The 18,205-nt window shown below is 69.8% G+C and carries 20 protein-coding genes and 5 tRNA genes; 6 read left to right on the top strand and 19 right to left on the bottom strand.

Annotation, left to right across the window (positions count from 1 at the left end; all coding sequences use genetic code 11):
* Positions 1-20 precede the first annotated feature (20 nt).
* The 15 genes from rplK to JYK02_RS35880 all read right to left on the bottom strand — a co-directional run bounded on the left by rplK (position 21) and on the right by JYK02_RS35880 (position 8,052).
* The gene (gene rplK / locus JYK02_RS35810) at positions 21-467 is read right to left on the bottom strand and encodes a 50S ribosomal protein L11 (protein WP_120577859.1); all 447 of its coding nucleotides are present in this window, start codon (positions 465-467) and stop codon (positions 21-23) included.
* A 108-nt stretch (positions 468-575) separates the two neighbouring features.
* The gene (nusG, locus tag JYK02_RS35815) at positions 576-1,124 is read right to left on the bottom strand and encodes a transcription termination/antitermination protein NusG (protein WP_014397772.1); all 549 of its coding nucleotides are present in this window, start codon (positions 1,122-1,124) and stop codon (positions 576-578) included.
* Positions 1,124-1,567: a preprotein translocase subunit SecE gene (secE, locus tag JYK02_RS35820; protein WP_207057459.1), complete on the bottom strand. Its 444-nt coding sequence runs from the start codon at positions 1,565-1,567 to the stop codon at positions 1,124-1,126. The genes nusG and secE overlap by 1 nt, the downstream gene beginning before the upstream one ends.
* An 88-nt stretch (positions 1,568-1,655) precedes the next feature.
* Positions 1,656-1,731 (bottom strand) — tRNA-Trp (locus JYK02_RS35825).
* A gap of 22 nt (positions 1,732-1,753) precedes the next feature.
* On the bottom strand, positions 1,754-1,918 hold the full coding sequence (gene rpmG, locus JYK02_RS35830; protein ID WP_002617522.1) for a 50S ribosomal protein L33: 165 nt from the start codon (positions 1,916-1,918) through the stop codon (positions 1,754-1,756).
* A gap of 94 nt (positions 1,919-2,012) precedes the next feature.
* Complete coding sequence (gene tuf / locus JYK02_RS35835; RefSeq protein ID WP_143901324.1) at positions 2,013-3,203, bottom strand: elongation factor Tu; 1,191 nt, start codon at positions 3,201-3,203, stop codon at positions 2,013-2,015.
* Positions 3,204-3,219: 16 nt separating this feature from the next.
* A tRNA-Thr gene (locus JYK02_RS35840) sits at positions 3,220-3,295 on the bottom strand.
* Between the two features lie 21 nt (positions 3,296-3,316).
* A tRNA-Gly gene (locus JYK02_RS35845) sits at positions 3,317-3,392 on the bottom strand.
* A 9-nt stretch (positions 3,393-3,401) separates the two neighbouring features.
* Positions 3,402-3,485, bottom strand: a tRNA-Tyr gene (locus JYK02_RS35850).
* Between the two features lie 82 nt (positions 3,486-3,567).
* Positions 3,568-3,640, bottom strand: a tRNA-Thr gene (locus tag JYK02_RS35855).
* Positions 3,641-3,766: 126 nt separating this feature from the next.
* Positions 3,767-4,567 (bottom strand): 23S rRNA (guanosine(2251)-2'-O)-methyltransferase RlmB, encoded by an 801-nt coding sequence (gene rlmB, locus JYK02_RS35860; RefSeq protein ID WP_207057460.1) that lies wholly within the window; start codon positions 4,565-4,567, stop codon positions 3,767-3,769.
* A 5-nt stretch (positions 4,568-4,572) separates the two neighbouring features.
* Positions 4,573-5,019, bottom strand: a complete 447-nt coding sequence (locus JYK02_RS35865) for a hypothetical protein (RefSeq protein WP_207057461.1) — start codon at positions 5,017-5,019, stop codon at positions 4,573-4,575.
* A gap of 65 nt (positions 5,020-5,084) precedes the next feature.
* Entirely contained in the window at positions 5,085-6,059 is a 975-nt protein-coding gene (locus JYK02_RS35870; RefSeq protein WP_207057462.1) for an ATP-grasp domain-containing protein, read from the bottom strand.
* A gap of 77 nt (positions 6,060-6,136) precedes the next feature.
* Entirely contained in the window at positions 6,137-7,441 is a 1,305-nt protein-coding gene (cglB, locus tag JYK02_RS35875; protein ID WP_207057463.1) for an adventurous gliding motility lipoprotein CglB, read from the bottom strand.
* Between the two features lie 218 nt (positions 7,442-7,659).
* Positions 7,660-8,052 (bottom strand): DsrE family protein, encoded by a 393-nt coding sequence (locus JYK02_RS35880; protein WP_207057464.1) that lies wholly within the window; start codon positions 8,050-8,052, stop codon positions 7,660-7,662.
* A gap of 156 nt (positions 8,053-8,208) precedes the next feature.
* Here JYK02_RS35880 and JYK02_RS40635 point away from each other — a divergent pair, with 156 nt between their 5' ends.
* The 4 genes from JYK02_RS40635 to hrpB all read left to right on the top strand — a co-directional run bounded on the left by JYK02_RS40635 (position 8,209) and on the right by hrpB (position 13,353).
* Positions 8,209-8,799, top strand: coding sequence for a HEAT repeat domain-containing protein (locus tag JYK02_RS40635; protein WP_207057465.1), 591 nt, complete (start codon positions 8,209-8,211; stop codon positions 8,797-8,799).
* Positions 8,800-8,868: 69 nt separating this feature from the next.
* Entirely contained in the window at positions 8,869-9,564 is a 696-nt protein-coding gene (locus tag JYK02_RS35890; RefSeq protein WP_207057466.1) for an HAD family hydrolase, read from the top strand.
* Positions 9,565-9,606: 42 nt separating this feature from the next.
* Positions 9,607-10,743: a hypothetical protein gene (locus tag JYK02_RS35895; RefSeq protein WP_207057467.1), complete on the top strand. Its 1,137-nt coding sequence runs from the start codon at positions 9,607-9,609 to the stop codon at positions 10,741-10,743.
* A 45-nt stretch (positions 10,744-10,788) separates the two neighbouring features.
* Complete coding sequence (hrpB, locus tag JYK02_RS35900) at positions 10,789-13,353, top strand: ATP-dependent helicase HrpB (protein ID WP_207057468.1); 2,565 nt, start codon at positions 10,789-10,791, stop codon at positions 13,351-13,353.
* 15 nt (positions 13,354-13,368) lie between these two features.
* Here hrpB and JYK02_RS35905 read toward each other — a convergent pair whose 3' ends face one another.
* A complete protein-coding gene (locus JYK02_RS35905; protein WP_207057469.1) occupies positions 13,369-13,848 on the bottom strand; it encodes a GNAT family N-acetyltransferase in 480 nt (159 codons plus the stop codon).
* Between the two features lie 264 nt (positions 13,849-14,112).
* On the opposite strand from JYK02_RS35905, the gene JYK02_RS35910 reads away from it, so the two are divergent.
* Positions 14,113-15,162 carry a hypothetical protein gene (locus JYK02_RS35910; RefSeq protein WP_207057470.1) on the top strand — a complete coding sequence of 350 codons (1,050 nt, stop codon included), beginning with the start codon at positions 14,113-14,115 and terminating at the stop codon, positions 15,160-15,162.
* Positions 15,163-15,311: 149 nt separating this feature from the next.
* The gene (locus JYK02_RS35915; RefSeq protein ID WP_207057471.1) at positions 15,312-16,118 is read left to right on the top strand and encodes a hypothetical protein; all 807 of its coding nucleotides are present in this window, start codon (positions 15,312-15,314) and stop codon (positions 16,116-16,118) included.
* A gap of 109 nt (positions 16,119-16,227) precedes the next feature.
* Here JYK02_RS35915 and fdxA read toward each other — a convergent pair whose 3' ends face one another.
* The 3 genes from fdxA to JYK02_RS35930 all read right to left on the bottom strand — a co-directional run bounded on the left by fdxA (position 16,228) and on the right by JYK02_RS35930 (position 18,183).
* The gene (gene fdxA / locus JYK02_RS35920) at positions 16,228-16,563 is read right to left on the bottom strand and encodes a ferredoxin FdxA (protein ID WP_120530736.1); all 336 of its coding nucleotides are present in this window, start codon (positions 16,561-16,563) and stop codon (positions 16,228-16,230) included.
* Positions 16,564-16,674: 111 nt separating this feature from the next.
* Positions 16,675-17,763 carry an aspartate-semialdehyde dehydrogenase gene (gene asd, locus JYK02_RS35925; protein WP_207057472.1) on the bottom strand — a complete coding sequence of 363 codons (1,089 nt, stop codon included), beginning with the start codon at positions 17,761-17,763 and terminating at the stop codon, positions 16,675-16,677.
* A 69-nt stretch (positions 17,764-17,832) separates the two neighbouring features.
* Positions 17,833-18,183, bottom strand: coding sequence for a rhodanese-like domain-containing protein (locus JYK02_RS35930; protein WP_207057473.1), 351 nt, complete (start codon positions 18,181-18,183; stop codon positions 17,833-17,835).
* Between the last annotated feature and the right edge of the window lie 22 nt (positions 18,184-18,205).

Genomic DNA, 18,205 nt, shown 5'->3' on the forward strand with positions numbered 1-18,205 from the left:
TCCTTGAGAGATGGGGCGGGCTAGCCGACGACGTCGATGCCCATGGAGCGCGCGGTGCCGGCAATGGTGTTCATGCAGGCTTCGAGGGACGCGGCGGTGGTGTCCTGGATCTTCTTGTTGGCGATCTCCTCGAGCTGCTTGCGGGTGATCTGCCCCACCTTCTCCTTGCCCGGCTTCTTCGCGCCCGAACCCTTCTTCTTCTCCGTGTGGAGACCCGCGGCCTTCTTGATGAGGATCGCGGCGGGAGGGGTCTTCAGGATGAAGGTGAAGGAGCGGTCCTGATACACGGTGATGATCACCGGGATGATCAGCCCCTCCTTGGCCTCCGCCTGCGTCTTGGCGTTGAACTGCTTGCAGAACTCCATGATGTTCACGCCCTGCTGACCGAGGGCGGGACCGATCGGCGGGGCGGGGTTCGCCTTGCCGGCGGGGATCTGCAACTTGACCTGACCTGTGACCTTCTTCATCGGCGGACTGCTGCCTTTCGAGAGGGTGGTTCCGACGGGCCGCCAGACGGGGCGACCCTCCCACCCGTTGATCCGCGCCCGGGGAAAGGGCGCGGAAGACTGTTGAAACTAGCCGGTGGTCTTCTCCACCTGCATGAAGTCGAGCTCCACGGGGGTCGCACGGCCGAAGATGCTGACGAGCACGCGCACGCGGCCCTTCTCCGGGTTGACCTCTTCCACGGTGCCGTTGAAGTTGGCGAACGGGCCGTCGATGACGCGCACCGTGTCGCTGGTCTCGAACTGGACCTTGGGCTTGGCCTTGTGGGCGCCCTCGGTGACCTGCGCGGTGAGGCGCTCGACCTCGCGGTCCGACATGGGCCGGGGCTGCTCGTTCTGGCCGACGCCCGGGAACCCCGTCACCTTGGAGGTGTTCTTCACCAGGTGGACGGTGGTGTCGCTGAGCTCCATCTGGACGAAGATGTAGCCCGGAAAGAGCTTGCGGCGGGTGGTCTTCTTCTCGCCGTTCACCATCTCCACGACCTGCTCCATGGGGATGAGGATCTCACCAATCAGATCCTGGTCCTGCAGGCCCTTGAGGCGCACCTGCTCTTCCAGGTTCTTCTTCGCCTGGTTCTCGTAGTTCGAGTAGGTCTGGACCGTGAACCATTTCTTCGCCATTACAGCTTCCCCCACAGGGCAGGCAGCCACTCCACCATCAAGTTGTAGGCGACGGTGTCGATGCAGAAGAGCAGAACGGCCGCCACGAGCGAGGCGACGACCACGGCCATGGTCGACGCGCGGGTCTCCGTCCAGGTAGGCCAGGTGACCTTCATGAGCTCGGACGCCACGTCGATGGAGAGGGCGTGCGTGCGAGGGTGGAAGTAGGCCGCCAGCACCAGGGCCAGGCCCGCCAGGTAACCCACCAGCGTCGACACGCGCCAGCCGAGCCCTTCGAAGAGCTCCACGTCGCTCCAGCCGAACCGGCTCCAGAGCAACCCGAAGACGTGCTCCAGGAAGAGGGCCAGGACGATGCCGGCGACGAGATAGAAGATGACCACGAGCCGCTTGGGGTCGATGCCCGAGCGGTTAGCCTGCTGGCTGGCCTCAGATGCCGTCGCCATGGTGCCTCACGAGGGACTGCGGAAGCGGGACTGCGAAAAGGCAGGGACCCCCGGCACCGCTCGGTACCGGGGGTCCCTGTACTGAAGCTGGCAGGCCAGGAGGGATTCGAACCCCCAACACGCGGATTTGGAGACCGCTGCTCTACCGTTGGAGCTACTGGCCTAAACCTTCATGGAACGGACGACCTAGACCTTGCCTTCCTTGTGGTCCGTGTGCTTGCGGCAGCGAGGGCAGAACTTGCTCAGCTCAAGCTTGTCCTGGCTCTTCCGCTTGTTCTTCGTGGTCGTGTAGTTCCGCTCTTTGCACGTGGTGCATTCGAGCGAGATGATGGAACGGTTACCCTTAGGCATGGTTCATTTCACCAGATGCGAGAAGGGAAGGCTACAAAAGCAGCCCTCCCCTCCGCAACTCAGTGCCCGTGAAAGCCGGTCGGCGGGAAGCCGACTAGGCGATGATCTCCGCAACGACGCCGGCGCCCACCGTACGGCCACCCTCGCGGACGGCGAACCGGAGCTCCTTCTCCATCGCGACCGGGGTGATGAGCTCCACCTCGATGGCGATGTTGTCGCCCGGCATGACCATCTCGACGTTGTCCGGCAGCTTCACCGTGCCCGTCACGTCCGTGGTGCGGAAGTAGAACTGCGGACGGTACCCCTTGAAGAACGGGGTGTGACGGCCGCCCTCTTCCTTCGACAGCACGTAAATCTGCGCCTTGAACTTCGTGTGCGGCGTGATGCTGCCCGGCTTCGCCAGCACCTGGCCACGCTCCATGTCCTCGCGCTTGAGGCCACGGACCAGCGCGCCGATGTTGTCGCCCGCGCGGCCCTCGTCCAGCAGCTTGCGGAACATCTCCACGCCCGTCACCACCGTCTTCTGCGTCGCGCGGAGGCCCACGACTTCCACTTCCTCGCCCACCTTGATGACACCGCGCTCCACGCGGCCCGTCGCCACGGTGCCACGGCCGGCGATGGAGAAGACGTCTTCCACCGGCATCAGGAAGGGCTTGTCCGTCGCGCGCTGCGGCGTCGGGATGTAGCTGTCCACCGCCTCCATCAGCTTCAGGATGGCCGGCTCGCCGATGTCGCTGGTGTCACCCTCCAGCGCCTTCACCGCGGAGCCGGGGACGATGGGGATGGTGTCGCCGGGGAACTCGTACTTCTTCAGGAGGTCACGCACCTCCATCTCGACGAGCTCACGCAACTCCGGGTCGTCCAGCAGGTCCACCTTGTTCAGGAAGACCACGATGTAGGGCACGCCCACCTGGCGGGCCAGGAGGATGTGCTCGCGCGTCTGGGGCATCGGGCCGTCCGCCGCCGACACCACCAGGATGGCGCCGTCCATCTGCGCCGCGCCGGTAATCATGTTCTTCACGTAGTCGGCGTGCCCCGGGCAGTCGACGTGCGCGTAGTGGCGGTTCTTCGTCTTGTACTCCACGTGCGCCGTGGAGATGGTGATGCCGCGCTCACGCTCTTCCGGCGCCTTGTCAATCTGGTCGTACGCCAGGAACGTGGCGCCGCCCGTCTTCGCCAGCACCTTCGTGATGGCCGCCGTCAGCGACGTCTTGCCGTGGTCCACGTGCCCAATCGTTCCGATGTTCACGTGGGGCAGGCTGCGATCGAACTTTTCCTTGGACATGACACTCCTCGAAAAATGGAGCCCTGAACCAGGATTGAACTGGTGACCTCGTCCTTACCAAGGACGCGCTCTGCCAACTGAGCTATCAGGGCTTGGCGATGCACTACAACGGTTGGAGCGGGAAATGGGATTCGAACCCACGACATTCAGCTTGGAAGGCTGACGCTCTACCAACTGAGCTATTCCCGCATTGCCGAGTGGAGAGAGGTGGATTCGAACCACCGTAGGCGTAGAGCCGGCAGATTTACAGTCTGCTCCCTTTGGCCGCTCGGGCATCTCTCCAGATATTCGCTTGTCGTGCTGCGCGCTGCTTCCTACACCATCCCGCTGCGTCTCGGGCCCTTTTCCGCGGCCCGTCCTACCTGGCCGGCGGCGGGATTTGAACCCGCGACCTACTGATTACAAATCAGTTGCTCTACCGACTGAGCTACACCGGCATCCATCCAGCAACTGCCCCGCCCTACCTCATCCCGAGCGGACCGTCAACCCCTCGGCAGCGACTTGAGAGGCGCGACCTTTTAGAAGCCCCCACTCTCCAAGTCAAGGAGATTGATCCGGGGTCATCAGCGGGAAGGACGGCCCCGCTGACGGGCGACCTCGTATAGCAGAATCGCGGCGGAAACCGACGCATTCAGTGAACCGACCTGACCTCCCATGGGAATCCGGAGGCGGAAGTCGCAGTGCTTGAGGACGCCTTCCCTCACGCCCGCCCCCTCGGCCCCCACGACCAGCGCCAGGGGCCCGTCCAGCCGGGCGCTCCACAGGGGCTCGGCGCCCTCGATGTCCGCGGCCGCGACCCACAGGCCCGCTTCCTTCAGCTGCTCCAGGGCGCGCGAAATGTTGGTGACGCGCGCGATGGGGCAGTACTCGACGGCGCCCGCGGAGGCCTTGGCCACCGTGCCCGTCACCTGCACGGCCCGGTCCTTGGCCAGGACGACGCCGTGGGCCCCGAGCGCGTGGGCCGAGCGGATGATGGCGCCCAGGTTGTGCGGATCCTGGATGCCGTCGAGCACGACGACGAGCGCGGGCTGCCCCTTGGCCTTCGCCGCGTCGAGGACGTCCTCCAGTTCGACGTACTGGAAGCCGCGCAGCTCGGCGACGACGCCCTGGTGCACGCCGCCTTCCGCCATGGCGGTCAGCCGCTCCCGGCCGACCTTCTCCACCCGGACACCCGCGTCGCGCGCGCGGCTGAGCAGCTCGCCCGCGGCCTTGGCGCCCACCTGACCGTCGACGATGAAGAGGCGCTCCACCGCGTCCGGATGGGCGCGAAGGGCCTCCAGCACGGGATTGACGCCATGGACGTAGCGCGGGGCTTCGTGGCCGCCGCGGTCGCCACCAGAAGGCTTGGGGGAGCGCTCTCGCATGGGGGCTACTGGACCTCCACGGGCAGCGAGAAGGTCTTCTTCTGACGGGCGCAGATCTTCTCCGTGCAGATGAAGAAGGTCAGCGTCGCGTCCAGCGTGCCCTTGCCGGCGGACACCGCGGTGAAGGGGACCTCGAAGCGCGGATCCACGAACTGCTGGCCGGCGGCCTTCTTCGCCACCGACTGCTCGCGGGTCAGCGTCTTCTGGGCGGGCGTCAGCTGCGTGCCCTTCAGCTCCAGCTTCAGGGGGGCCTCGTCGGAGACGTGGGCGCCGGGCTTGGACTTGATGGCGAGCACGAACGTGCCCTGCCCTCCGGCCTTCACCTGCGTCGACGTCCCCTCGGTGGTGACTTCATAGAGGGTGGCGGGGTCCACGTCCTGGGCCAGCACCGGCGCTCCGACCAGTGTCAGCAGCAGGGGGGCCAGGGTCGGGAGGCGGCGGGGGCTGGGCATGGGTGTCTCCAGGAAGGCGGCGTTCGTATACCGGGGCTTCGGACGGTCGGGGAGCGCTTTCTCTTCTAACTCCGTGGCGCGTTCACCTTCACGGTCCCCTTGCGCTCCGGCGGCGGGAGCAGGGCCTGCGGCGTCTCCAGGGCGGCGCTCCAGACGGGGGCGGCGCCGGCGACGAGGGCCTCTGCGCGCTCGATGATGGGCGTGGCCAGGTCCATGCCCGTCGCGGCCTCCATCTCCAGGAGGGCGGGCGAGCTGTTGACCTCGAAGACCTTGGGGTGGCCCTGGACGTCCAGGATGTCCACGGCGGCCACCTCCAGGCCCACGAGCCGGGCGACCTTCTCCGCGGTGGCGCGGTGGCCGGGGGACAGCGTCAGGGCCTCCAGCCGGGCGCCCCGGTTCAGCGTGTGCGAGAGGCGGCCGGGACGCGGCTTGCGCAGCACCCCGGCGATGGCCTGTCCGCCCACCACGAGGACGCGCACGTCCTGACCGGTGCTCCGCACGTACTCCTGCATGACGATGTTGTGCCCCAGGCCGAGCACCGCCTCGAGCGCGGCCTCCAGCGACTGGAGGCTCTCGCAGACCATCACGCCGTGCTTCTCCTGGCCCTGGAGGAGCTTCACCAGCACGGGCACCCCGCCCACCAGGCCGACCATCTCCTTGAGGTGGGCCGCGTCCCGCGCCATCACCGTGGCGGGGACGTCGATGCCGTGGGCGGACAGCAGCTGGAGCGCGCGCATCTTGTTACGCGACTGCGCGATGGCCTGGGCATGGTTCACCAGGGGCACGCGCGCCAGACCGAACTGGTTCACCACCGCGAGCCCGTAGGTGCTGATGGACAGGGCGATGCGCGGGATGACGACGTCGGTGGGGGTGAGCTTCTTGCGGTCGTAGAGGAGGGTCGCCTGGCTGCCCCCGTCCAGATGCATCTGCACCCGGAGCGGGTTGAGCACGCGGACCCGGTGTCCCCTCGCGCGTCCTGCCTCGACGATCCGCCGCGTGGACGAGATGGAAGCGGAACGCGAGAGGACGGTGATTTTCATGGCGGAGGCGACCGGCGGCGAGGACCCTATAATCCCCGCCTCCGCCCGCGTAAAGCCGCCTCCGCCTGCCTGCCGGCTTAGAGCCGACGGATGGCGCGCACTTCGACTTCGACGGGGTCTTCCGGACGCGACGACTCCAGCTTCGCGCAGGCGCTGCCGGTAAACGTCACGCCGGCCGGCCCCATCGACCAGGTGTCGGGGCCCGCGAGCGTCCGCTCGCCATCGATGTAGACGACGACGAGCTTGTCGTCGGACGGCAGCTGGCTCGGATCGAGCTTGATGAAGCAGGGGTCAATGGTCGCGAGCTCCTCGCTGATGGCCTTCAGCGCGGAGGCCAGCTCCTCCCGGTTGCCCGCCTGGTAGAAGGCGCGGTTGCAGAAGCCAGAGCCCTGGTTGCAGGTGTCGCCGGCGCCGCAGTCCAGGTCCACCTTGCAGTCACGCGCGAAGCCGCCCGCGAGCGCCATCTCGTTGAGCACCGCGGGGCCGTTGCCCGAGGACGTCTCCGCGCCGAAGCCGATGACGATGGTCCGGATGCCGTTGGCCTTCAGCGCATTGACCTCCTGCACGGAGGCGTTCTTGTCCAGGCAACCCCGCTTGTAATAGGGGCTCTGCGGCGGCGAGCACTGCGACGCGGACGGGAGCGTGCAGCTGCACTCCGTCATGCTGCCGTTGTACTCGTTGAACTCGTTGCAGTTGGGCAGACCGTCCGTCAGCAGGATGACGATCTGATCGCGATCCTGCGAGTTGGGCGTCAGCAGCGAGCCCGCGAACTTCAGGCTTCCACTCGTCGGCGTACCGCCCTTGGGCCGGTTCGCTCCTCCGTTGGGGATGGCCTGCAGCTTCGCGTTGACCTGGAGCGCGTACTCCTGGAGGGCGTCGTCCGTATCGCGGTCGAGCGGGATGACCGCGCGGACGCTTTCACCCGTGGAGGCGGCCGCGCACGACTGGCTCACGGTCGGCGTCTCCGTGGTGATGGGCGCCGGATAGGTGGTCAGGCCGAAGCGGACCAGCTTGCCGCTTTCCTGGAGGAAGGGGCCCATGGCGCCCTGGAGTTCCGACCAGCGTGTGGGGCACTTCGACGTGTCGCAGGGATACTGCTCGGCGCAGGTCAGGGTGCGGCCCAGTTCGTCCTGGGTGTCGCACGCACGCTGCCCGTTGACGATCAGGTCCTTGTTGACCGGCTCCGTCATCGAGCCGGAGGTGTCCACCAGCAGCATGACGTCCGGCTTGCTCTTGCGAGCGGTGATGACCGACTCCACGGTCGTCTGGGCGATCGCGAGCGGATCCACCGGCTCGAAGTCATAGGTCTGACAGCCGGCCATCACGGCAACACCGAGGATGCCGGCCAGCAGTGCGCTCAGGGGGGTCGACTTGGCGCGCATAGGCTTTGAGGATTTCCTTCCAGGGGGGAACAACGGACTGCGAATGCCGCAGCGTAACGCGTGGACGCCCGCCGAGGCTACAGCGACTCGCGGCAGGCAGGTTCCATTCAGGTAATGCTGCCAAGTTGCAACGTCAGGCGATCCCGGGGGGCAGGTTCGTTTCCCCCTGTCGGACATCTCCCTCCTTCTGGAGGGAGGGGCTCAGCCCGGAAGCCCGCTCACAGCGTGAGGACGCGGGCGCCGTCGGTCAGCCGCCAGATGGAGGCCAGGCCCATGACGTCGTCCAGGGTGCCGTGCAGTTCCTGGGGTGAGAAGCCGCAGATGCGGACCGTGGTGTCGCAGGCCACGAGCTTCGCGCCCAGGGCGCGGGCCTCCTCCAGCATGCGGGCCGGAGTGGGAACGTTGAGCCCCTCGGCCCGGGCCGCCTCGGTGCGCTCGCGCTCGCTGTGCGCCAGGCCGAAGCCGCCCCGGACCAGCTGGCGCAGGGCCTCGAAGGCGAAGACGAAGTAGACGTCGTCGCCCATCGCGGCGGCGGTGATGCCCATGGAGGCCGCCTGATAGGCGGGCTCGTACGTGGCGTGTTGGAGGAAGAAGAAGACGCGTCCGGCCATGATGGTCCGACCTTAGCGTTATCGAGTCCGGACCGGCAGCCGTCGTATAACAGGGCTCCCCTTCCCCACCGGGAGCCCCGCATGCCGAGCCAGCCGTCCCGCCCCCGCGGTGTTCGTCCCTCGCCGGTCACTTCCCGCCACACGACGCCACGGTGGATGGCGCTGGCGGGGCTCGCCGTGCTCGCGGGCGCGGGGCCCGTGTCCCAGGCGGCTCCGGTCCATGCGACCGCCGCGGTGGCCCAGGCTTCCGCTCCCGCGTCCCCGAGCGCCGTTGCTCCCGGGCCGCTGCGCACGGAGGCGCTGGGGTTGCTCGCGCAACCGACCGTGGCGCCAGAGGCGGCGTGGCGCAGGCTGGGGCCGGAGGTCGTGCCGGTGCTCGCGGCGCTGGCGGAGGACATGAGCATCCCGGATGCGCAGCGGATGCGGGCCGTGACGGCGCTGGCGCGCGTGGAGTCTCCGCAGGCGGGACCGACGCTCCAGGCGATGCTGGAGGATCCGCACCGCCCTTCCGATGTCCGCTCGCAGGCCGCCGCCGCGCTGGGACAGCGCCTGGGGTTCGAGGCCGTGAAGACGCTGCAGGCCCGGCTGGAGGACCGCGACCTGCGGATCCGCGAGGCCGTGGCCCAGGCGCTCGGCAGGCTGGGCGGTCAGCAGGTGCGCGAGGTGCTGGAGGAGCGGCTTCCCCTGGAGGACGTCCCCCAGGTGCGTGAAGCGCTCCAGCAGGGGCTCACGCTGGCGGAGCCCTGAGCCGGGCGCCGGGCGTGGTGGATTGCTCGGGGCTCGCGTCGGGCGGGGCCTTCCGTTAGATGGGAGGCCATGCGCCCCACCGTCCTTCTCTTCGATATCGATGGCACCCTCGTCACCACCGGCGGTGCCGGTCGCCGCGCCATGGGCCTGGCCTTCGAGCAGCTCCACCGGCGCCGCGACGCGTGCGACGGCTTCAGCATGTCCGGCATGACGGACCGGGCCATCGTCCGCAAGGGGCTGGGCATCATCGGACAGGCCGACACCGAGGACGCCATCAGCGCGGTCATCGACGCGTACGTCGCGCAGCTGGGCCTGGAGGTCCCCAAGGTCGATGCGCGCGAGTACCGGCTGCACCCGGGCATGCGCGAGGCCGTGCTGGAGGCGCGCTCGCGGCAGGGCTTCGCGGTGGGGCTGGGCACCGGCAACGTGCGCGCGGGCGCCAAGGTGAAGCTGGACCGCGTGAACATCCACGACCAGTTCGCCTTCGGCGGCTTCGGCTGCGACTTCGAGGACCGCGTGGCCCTCATCCGCCACGGCGCGCAGGCCGGTGCGGCGAAGCTGGGCCACCCCCTGGAGGCGTGCCGGGTGGTGATCATCGGCGACACGCCCAAGGACGTCGCGGCCGCCAAGGGCATTGGCGCGGAGACGATTGGCGTGGGCACGGGCAACTTCACGCCCCAGGCGCTGATTGATGCGGGCGCCGAGTGGGCCTTCGCGGATTTCTCCGCCCCTGGCGCCATGGAGGCCCTGCTCGTCGGACGGTGAAGGTGTGGTATCTCCGCCGCCCCTCCGAGGAGTCGTCACGCAATGTCGTCCACGCTCGAATCCTATGAGCTGATCCGCTTCGCCGAGGCCTTCGAGGCCCGACTCGCCACGGCGGAGGAGATGGTCGTCGGCCGGCCGGGGCTGGAGGCCGAGAAGCAGTGGCTGGCCTCCGCGCTGGAGCGCCTGCGCGAGGCCCGCGAGCCCGCGGGAAGCCTGCTGGAGCAGGTGAAGGACCTGCCCGAGCTCGACGAGGCCCGTGAGGAGTTCTCGTTCGATCAGCAGGGCCGCTGGGTGGATGCGCTGGAGAAGCTGCACGCGGGCATCACCTTCACCGCCAGCAGCCGCGCGCCCGTCATCGAGGCCCTCTTCCCGCACCTCAAGTTCCCGCAGCTGCGCCGGGCCCCCGTGGAGCTGGTCAACGAGTACGCCACGTCCTACGAGCGGCGGCTCAAGAGCGCCTACGTCACCCGCATCTTCTCCCGCGATGACTTCGCGATGGTCCGCCCCGTCGTGGATCAGGTCGCCGCGACCTTCGCCGCGTGGAACGCGAGCCTGTCCCCCACCCCGCTGCCCCCGGATCAGGAGGCCGCCTTGCGCGAGGCGCTGGTGTCGCTGGGCCGGCGCCTGGACGTGGCGCTGCGGCAGGGACGCCTGCTCGCGGAGGCCGCGCTGGTTCCCGTACCCGGGGTCTTCGAGGCCGCGGGCCTCACCCTCAAGCCCCGGAAGCGCGCGGGCAAGTCGCTCGCGCTCTCCGCCGAGGAAGGCGCTTCCGACCTCTTCGGTGAGGAGGGCGACTCCGGTCAGGAGGATGCGTTCGACGGGGCCGAGGGTGCGGAGCCTTCCGGGGATGACGCGATGGAGGCGGCTTCCGACGACGGCGCGGGCCCGGCGGAGTCCTTGGAGGAAACCGCTGACGTGGAACCCTCTCCGGCTCGCGAGGGTGACGTCGAGGCTTCGGCCGGTGGATCCGAGGAGGCTCCCGCTGCTCCGGAACCTGTCGCCTCGGAGCCTCCTGTCGCGGCGCGTCCCCGACGGGGCCGGCCCCCGAAGAACGGGGCTCCGGCTCCCGAGACCGCGCAGGCGGAGGCTCCCTCGGATGCTCCGGCTGCCGGTGCTCCGGAGGCCGTGCGCCCCAAGCGTCGCAAGAAGACCGATCCGTCCGAGGCTGGCACGCCTTGAGACCCGACGCGCGGTGAGTCTGCCGCCGTGAAGAGGAACCCGGACATGGCGGACGTCGCCCTTCCCATCGATCCCCTCCTGCCGGACATCGTCTCCACGCTCCGGAGCTCGCGGTCGCTCGTGCTGGAGGCGCCTCCTGGCGCGGGCAAGACGACCCGCGTTCCCCGCGCGCTGCTGGAGGCGGGGCTGGGCTCGGGCAAGGAGATCGTCGTCCTCCAGCCCCGGCGACTGCCCACCCGGCTCGCCGCGCAGCGCGTGTCCGAGGAGATTGGCGAGCGCGTGGGCGAGACCGTGGGCTACCAGGTCCGCTTCGAGGACGTCCGCGGGCCCAAGACGCGCATGTCCTTCGTCACCGAGGGCGTGCTCGGGCGACGCCTGCTCACCGACCCCACCCTGCGCGACGTGGGCATCGTCGTGCTCGACGAGTTCCACGAGCGGCACCTGTCCGCGGACATCTCGCTCGCGCTGCTGAGGCGGCTGCAGGAGACGGCCCGGCCCGACCTCAAGCTCGTGGTGATGTCCGCGACGCTGGAGGCCGAGCCCGTCCGCGCGTACCTGGGCGGCGCCCCCTCCCTGCGCTCCGAGGGCCGCCGCTTCGACGTCAGCGTCGAGTACCTGTCCGCCCCGGATGAGCGGCACCTGGATCAGCAGGTGCTCTCCGCGCTCAAGCGCCTGTTCACCCAGGGCGTCGACGGCGACGTGCTCGTGTTCCTCCCCGGCGCCGGGGAGATCCGCCGCGCGCGCGACACCTGCGCGGAGTTCGCCGAGCGCCACGACGCGGACGTGCTCCCGCTCCACGGTGACCTGTCTCCCGCCGAGCAGGACCGCGCCGTGCGCCGCAGCTCGCGCCGGAAGATCATCCTGTCCACCAACGTGGCGGAGACGTCCGTCACCATCGACGGCGTCGCGGTCGTCATCGACAGCGGGCTTGCGCGCGTGGCGTCGCACTCGCCGTGGTCCGGACTGCCGCAGCTCAAGCTGGGCAAGGTGAGCCGTGCCTCCGCCGTCCAGCGCGCCGGCCGCGCGGGCCGCACCCGCGCCGGGCACTGCGTGCGCCTCTACACCCAGCACGACTTCGACGGGCGGCCTGATCAGGAGGCTCCGGAGATCCGCCGCACCGACCTGGCGGAGACGGTGCTCTCGCTGCGCGCGTCCGGCGTGAAGGACCTCACGGCGTTCCCGTTCTTCGAGCCGCCCCCCGCTCCCGCCCTGGAGGCCGCGGAGACGCTGCTGCGCCGGCTGGGCGCGCTGGACGCGAAGGGCCAGGTGACGGACGTGGGCCAGCGCCTCCTGCGCTTCCCCGTCCACCCGCGACAGGCCCGCGTCATCGTCGAGGGCGAGCGCCGGGGTGTGGGCGCGGATGCCGCCGTGCTCGCGGCCCTCATGGGCGAGCGGGACATCCGCCGCGAGGCCCGCGCCAACCTGGGCGGCGGTGGTCGGGCGTCGGCGCTGGTCAGCGGCCCGTCCGACCTGCTGGAACTCCTGGAGCGCTTCCGCGAGGCCGGCCGTTCCGGCTTCGCGTCCGGCCGCATGCAGTCGCTGTCGCTGGACGCGGGCGCGGTGCAGTCCGTGGAGCGCGTGCAGAAGCAGCTTCGCCGCGCGGTGCGCGAGCAGGGCTCGAAGCCCGGACGTCCCGAGGACGTGGAGCAGGCCCTGATGCTCAGCGTGCTCGCGGGCTACCCGGATCGCGTGGCCCGCAGGCGGCGGCCCCGCTCCCCCGAGCTGCTCATGTTCGGCGGCGGCACCACCAGCCTGTCCGAGTTCAGCGTCGTCCAGGACGCGGAGCTGATGGTCGCCGTGGATGCCGAGGAGCGCCCGGGGCGTGGCGCCGTCGTGCGGCTCGCCAGCGCCGTGGAGGCCGAGTGGCTGCTGGACCTCTACCCGGACGCGCTGGAGGAGGTGGACACCCTCCAGTGGAACCCGGACTCGCGCCGCGTGGAGCGCCTCACGCGGCTGGCCTACGGCAACCTCATGCTGGAGGAGACGCGCACGCCCGCGCCCCCGTCCGAGGAGGCCGCGCGCGTGCTGGCCGAGGCGGCGCTCGCCGCGGGCCCGGAGCGCTTCGCGGAGCCCGAGGCGCTGGAGCAGTGGCGCACGCGCGTGGAGCTGCTCGGCAAGGCGTTCCCCGAGGCGGGCTTCCCCACCGTGGACGCGGCCTTCATGCGCGACGCGCTGGCGTCCCTGTGCGTGGGCGCGCGCAGCTTCTCCGACCTGGAGGGCGTGTCGCTGCTGGATGCGCTCTACGCGCGCCTCACCTCCGAGCAGCAGCGCCTGCTGGCGAACCACGCTCCGGAGCGCGTCACCCTGCCCGGCGGGCGCGGCGTGAAGGTGCACTACGAGCCCAACAAGCCACCCTGGGTGGAGTCACGGCTGCAGGACTTCTTCGGGATGGCGCAGGGGCCCAGCGTGGGCGCGGGCCGCGTGCCGCTGGTGCTGCACCTGCTGGCCCCCAACATGCGCGCCGTGCAGGTGACGACCGACCTGGCGGGCTTCTGGGAGCGTCACTACCCGGCGATCCGCAAGGAGCTGTGCCGCAAGTACCCGCGGCACTCGTGGCCCGAGGATCCGCGCCACGCGGAGCCGCCCGCGCCCCGTCCTCCGAGGCGCTGAAAGGCGGCGGCGGGACTACAGCCGCTTGTGCATCTCCAGGTGGTCGATGCCGGCTTCGTCGAAGACGGCGCCGACGGGCTGGTAGCCGTGCTTCTTGTAGAACTCGAGCGCGTAGAGCTGGGCGTGCAGCATGATGCCCGTCACGTTGCGGCGGCGCGCCTCCTCCTCCAGCGACGTGAGGAGCAGCGAACCCACGCGGGCCTTGCGGTGCGACTGGAGCACCGCCATGCGGCCAATCTGGCCCCACGTCCCGCTCTGCCCGGCGGGCGGCTCCGGCAGCTTCACCAGGCGGCCCGTGCCAATGGCGTGGCCTCCCTGGATGGCGAGCACGTGGTAGGCGTGGGCGTCCTCGGCGTCGCGCTCGATGCCCTCGGGCACGTGCTGTTCCTCGATGAACACCACCTCACGGATGGCGAGGGCCTGCATGAGCTCCGCCTCGTCCTTGATCTGGGCGATGGTGACGGGTGCAGGGGAGGTCTCGGGAGGCGTCGGCATGGCTCCGGGCAAGGTACACAAAAGGCCGCGCCGCCAACAGGCGGAAAAAAACACCCTCCCTCCGGCCCGGCGCGCCTCCCGCGCGGTCGGTCCGTCCCCTGCCCCCTGGCCCCGGAAGGGCCTGTCGCGAAAGCCCCGCCGCATCGGGTCATCCCGTTGCGATGGCCCTCACACGTCGGGCGCGCTCGGAGGCTTCACACAGCGCGTGGGCGAACCCGTTCGGAGGAGGATCACCCCGGGGAGGGCATGGTAGGGTTCGAGGCGATGCGTACCCGTGCCCTTTTCGCTCTGTCCGTGGGCCTGCTGTCGACGCCCGCGCTCGCCCAGAAGGAGTTCTTTTTTGGAACGGGAGAGCCGCCCGTGTTCCGCGAAGCGGACATGGACAAGCGGTTCCTCCGCTCGCGCGTCAATCAGGCCCTGGTCCAGGGCACGAGCGACGCGAACTGCGCCCAGCTCGTGGGCGCGCTGCTCACCATCGTGGGCGAGTCCGCGCCGTACCTGCACAAGCGCGACGAGAACTTCTACCTGGATCCGGTGCTGATCCAGGCGCTGGGCACGCAGCTGTCCACGCCGCGCTTCCCGGCCAACATGTACCTGGTGTCGATGATGCGGCGGGTGCTCATCGACAAGCAGCTGCCGGCGGAGTGGATGCAGACGGCGGTGGCGCTCGCGCCGTACTACCCGCCGCTCGACCTGAGCAAGCTGCGCTTCATCGCGGATGGCGTGAAGCCCGTGGACAGCTTCTTCTTCACGCTGCCCGCGATCCTGGAGCGCTACGACGTGGAGGTCCTCAAGGCCAACGCCATGGCGGCCAGCGTGGCGGACGCGAAGTTCCGCGACGACTACCTCGACAAGGAGGTGGCGTTCGCGGGGCTGGAGTTCATCGACGCGAAGCTGGAGAAGCCCAAGAAGAAGAGCAGGAAGGGACCTCCGCCGGAGCCGCCCGCGCTGATCGCCCGGCTCGTCTACTACCTGCCGGATCCGGGCAACGACGGCCTGCTGGCCGGGCTGAACTTCGGCAAGCCCAAGGCGCGGCCCGCGGTGAACATCACGGCGCGGCTGAAGGAGGACCAGTACACGGCGCTGACGGCGCTGCCGAAGGGCTCGCGCGTGCTGCTGCGCGGACGCTTCTGGGAGTACCGCAAGCAGCTCAAGGAGCTGGAGGTGCGCGACGCGTACCTGTTCCAGGACCGGGACTGGGCCAAGAACCCCGCGCTCGCGGATCCGAACGCCGTGGCGGCCTGTCCGCTCGCGTTCAACGACCTGACGGGCACCGCGCCCGTGCAGCCGGGCGGCTTCGGCAGCAAGCGCTAGCCGCGCGCCGTCCCGCGTCCCGCACGCCCATCCCGGAGGCGGCACCCTGTCCGTGCCGCCTCCTCCGCGCCCTCCTCCCGGGAGCGCGCTCCGCCTGACTGGCACGGCCGCTGCTCATGCCCGCGCATCCCTTTCGCGCGAGGCATGCCATGAAGGTCGAAGGTCAGGACGCTCCCTCCGGACACGAGAAGGTCCCGCCGGAGAAGGACGCGTTCAAACAAGCCCTCCAGCGGCCCCCCACCCCACCCCGTCCCGGTGCCCGCCGTGAAACGGTGGCGCCAGGGCCGCTCCCGAAGAAGCCCGAGCCCCTTCGTCCCCCCGGGCGTCCCGGGCTGGGGCCGGCGACGCGGGCCACGCCAGCGCTTCCCAGCGTCCGTGCGTCGGGAGCCATCCTCTCCACGACGCGCAGTGCGCTGGGAAGCCCGGAGACGCTCCGGCAGGCCCGGCAGGGCATGCACGTGGAGGCGCAGCGGCTGGGGACGGTGCGCCAGGAGGCCCTTTCGGAGGGCGGGACGCAAGCCACCCATCGCGCGTCGGAGCTGCTGGCCCGGGAGGTGGAGCGCTCGTTCCGCGCCGAGCCGCGTCCCCTGCCCGCACCTTCGCGTGACGACCGTCCTCCAGAGGTCCCGTCGCGCGCCCCCACCATCGAAGGTCCCCGCTTGGCGAGCGGATCCGTGGAAGGCGCCGGACCGGCCAGTCCTCCCGTCGCGCAGGTCGAGTCCACCCTGGCGCTCATCGAGAAGATCGAGGTCTTCGTGAAGTCACAGCGGCCAGCGCTGGGCCTCAGCCTGCGCGGAGCGCTGGAGGCCACCGTGGAGGTGGAGCGCACGGGGCCCCGCGAGGTGGCGGTGCGCATCCAGGGGCGGCACGGGCCCGTCCCCACCGAGGACGTGGCGCGGCTGCGCGACGCGCTGGAGGCCCGGGGCCTGCGGCTCAGCGTCCTCCAGGCGGGGTGAACGTCCGGCGATGCCCCCAGCCCGCCCACCAGCAGGAATGACGAAGGCCCTCACGCCAGGGGGCGCGAGGGCCTTCACCACGACGGGCACGCCCGGACGCGGCCCGCGACTACTTCCCGGGCGCGGTGTTCAGCTCCGCGCGCTTGCCCTTCTTGTCCTTGTACTCCTCGGCCTCGGGCAGCGCGGCCTTCTTCTCCGCGATGTTGGGCCACTTGGCGGAGAAGTCCGTGTTGAGCTTCTTGTACTCCGACCACTCCGAGGGCAGCTCGGTCTCGGGGAAGATCGCCTTGGTCGGGCAGACGGGCTCGCAAGCGCCGCAGTCGATGCACTCGTCCGGGTGGATCACGAGGAAGTTCGCACCCTCGTAGAAGCAGTTGACCGGGCACACCTCGACACAGTCGGTGTACTTGCACTTGATGCAAGGCTCGGCGACGACGTAGGCCATGTTGATCTCTCCTCTGTGCGGTATTCCGCGCGTCCGTGGCCGCGCACAGTAGATGGTTGCGGCCAGGGTTGGCACCCAGAATCTAGGGCCTGCCCTGGCCTCGTTCCCCGGTCAGCCCAGCAAGCCCTGCGCCCGCAGCAGCTCCGCGACGAGGATGGCGCCCTTGGCGGCCCCCATCTTGGTGTTGTGGGAGACGAGGACGTACTTGAAGCCGTTCTCCAGCACACCATCCTCGCGGATGCGGCCCACCGTGGTGGCCATGCCGCCGTGGGTGTCCCGGTCCATGCGGGGCTGGGGGCGGAAGGGGTCGTCCAGCACTTCAATCCACCGGGGCGGAGCGGAGGGCAGGTCCTTCGCCACCTGGGCACCCTGCCATTCACGCATCGCCTGGGCGACCTCCGCCACGCTGGCCTTCTTCCCGAGCGACACGAAGACGGACTCGGTGTGGCCCTCCAGGACGGCGACGCGGGTGCAGGTGCAGGAGACGCGCACGTCGTGCGGGGTGAGCGCCGCGCCCGCGGGGTTGAGCGCCCCGAGGATCTTCTTCGTCTCCACCTCGACCTTGTGCTCCTCCTTGGGGATGTAGGGCACGACGTTGTCGAGGATGTCCAGGCCGATGACGCCCGGGGAGCGCCCGGCGCCGGACATGGCCTGGAGGCTGGTCATCAGCACGGCCTTCACGCCGAAGCGCTCGGCCAGGGGGGCCAGCGTCACGGCCAGGCCGGTGGTGGTGCAGTTGGGGATGGGGACGATGAAGCCCTTCCACCCGCGCTGCCGGCGCTGCTCGTTGATGAGCGGGGCGTGGGCGGCGTTGACGGGGGGGATGAGCAGGGGCACGTCCGCGTCGTAGCGGAAGGCGCTCGCGGCGGAGAACACCGGGATGTCCCGGGCCAGGCGCGGCTCGAGTTCACGCGCGACGTCCGCCTCCACGGCGGAGAAGGCGATGTCGTAGTCCTTCGCCTGGACGGCGTCGCCGCTGACCACGGTCATCCGGGCGATGGCCTCCGGCAGCGGCTCCGGGACGAACCAGGCCAGCATGCCGTTGGAGGCGCGCAGGGCGTCCGCGTACGTTTTACCGGCGGAGCGGGGCGAGGCGGCGAGCCCGGTGAGCTCGATGAACGGGTGGTCCTTCAGGGCAGCGATGAACTGCTGACCCGCGAGTCCGGTGGCGCCAATGAGCACGGCGCGAAGCTTGGCCATCGTGGGGAGTCTCCGGTGGGGGCGGCAGGGCGCTCCTTACACCGTTTCACGACGCGCTGCATCCGCCGCTCAACGGTGGGCGTGGGAGGGGGCGCGCGAGTGGCGTTCCGTGGGATAGCCCCCCGTCACCCAGGCGTGGAGCCCTCCCGCGAGGCACACGGCGTTGCGCCCCCTCAGGCGCAACACGCGGCAGACGCGGCGGATGTCCGCGCAGTCCTGCGTGGTGCCGCACAGGACGATGAGCTCGTCGTCCGGCAGCATCGACAGGTCCCGGGCAATCTCCGACGCCGTCATGCGCAGCGCGCCGGGGATGTGGATCTCGAACCGCTCCCAGTCCATCGCGTCACGGCAATCCAGGACGAGGACATCCTCGTCCCCCAGACGCATGAACAACTCATCGCAAATGATGGTGGGCTCCACCGGGACCTCCCCGAGGCGACAG

The organism is Corallococcus macrosporus, assembly GCF_017302985.1.
Lineage (GTDB): Bacteria > Myxococcota > Myxococcia > Myxococcales > Myxococcaceae > Corallococcus > Corallococcus macrosporus_A.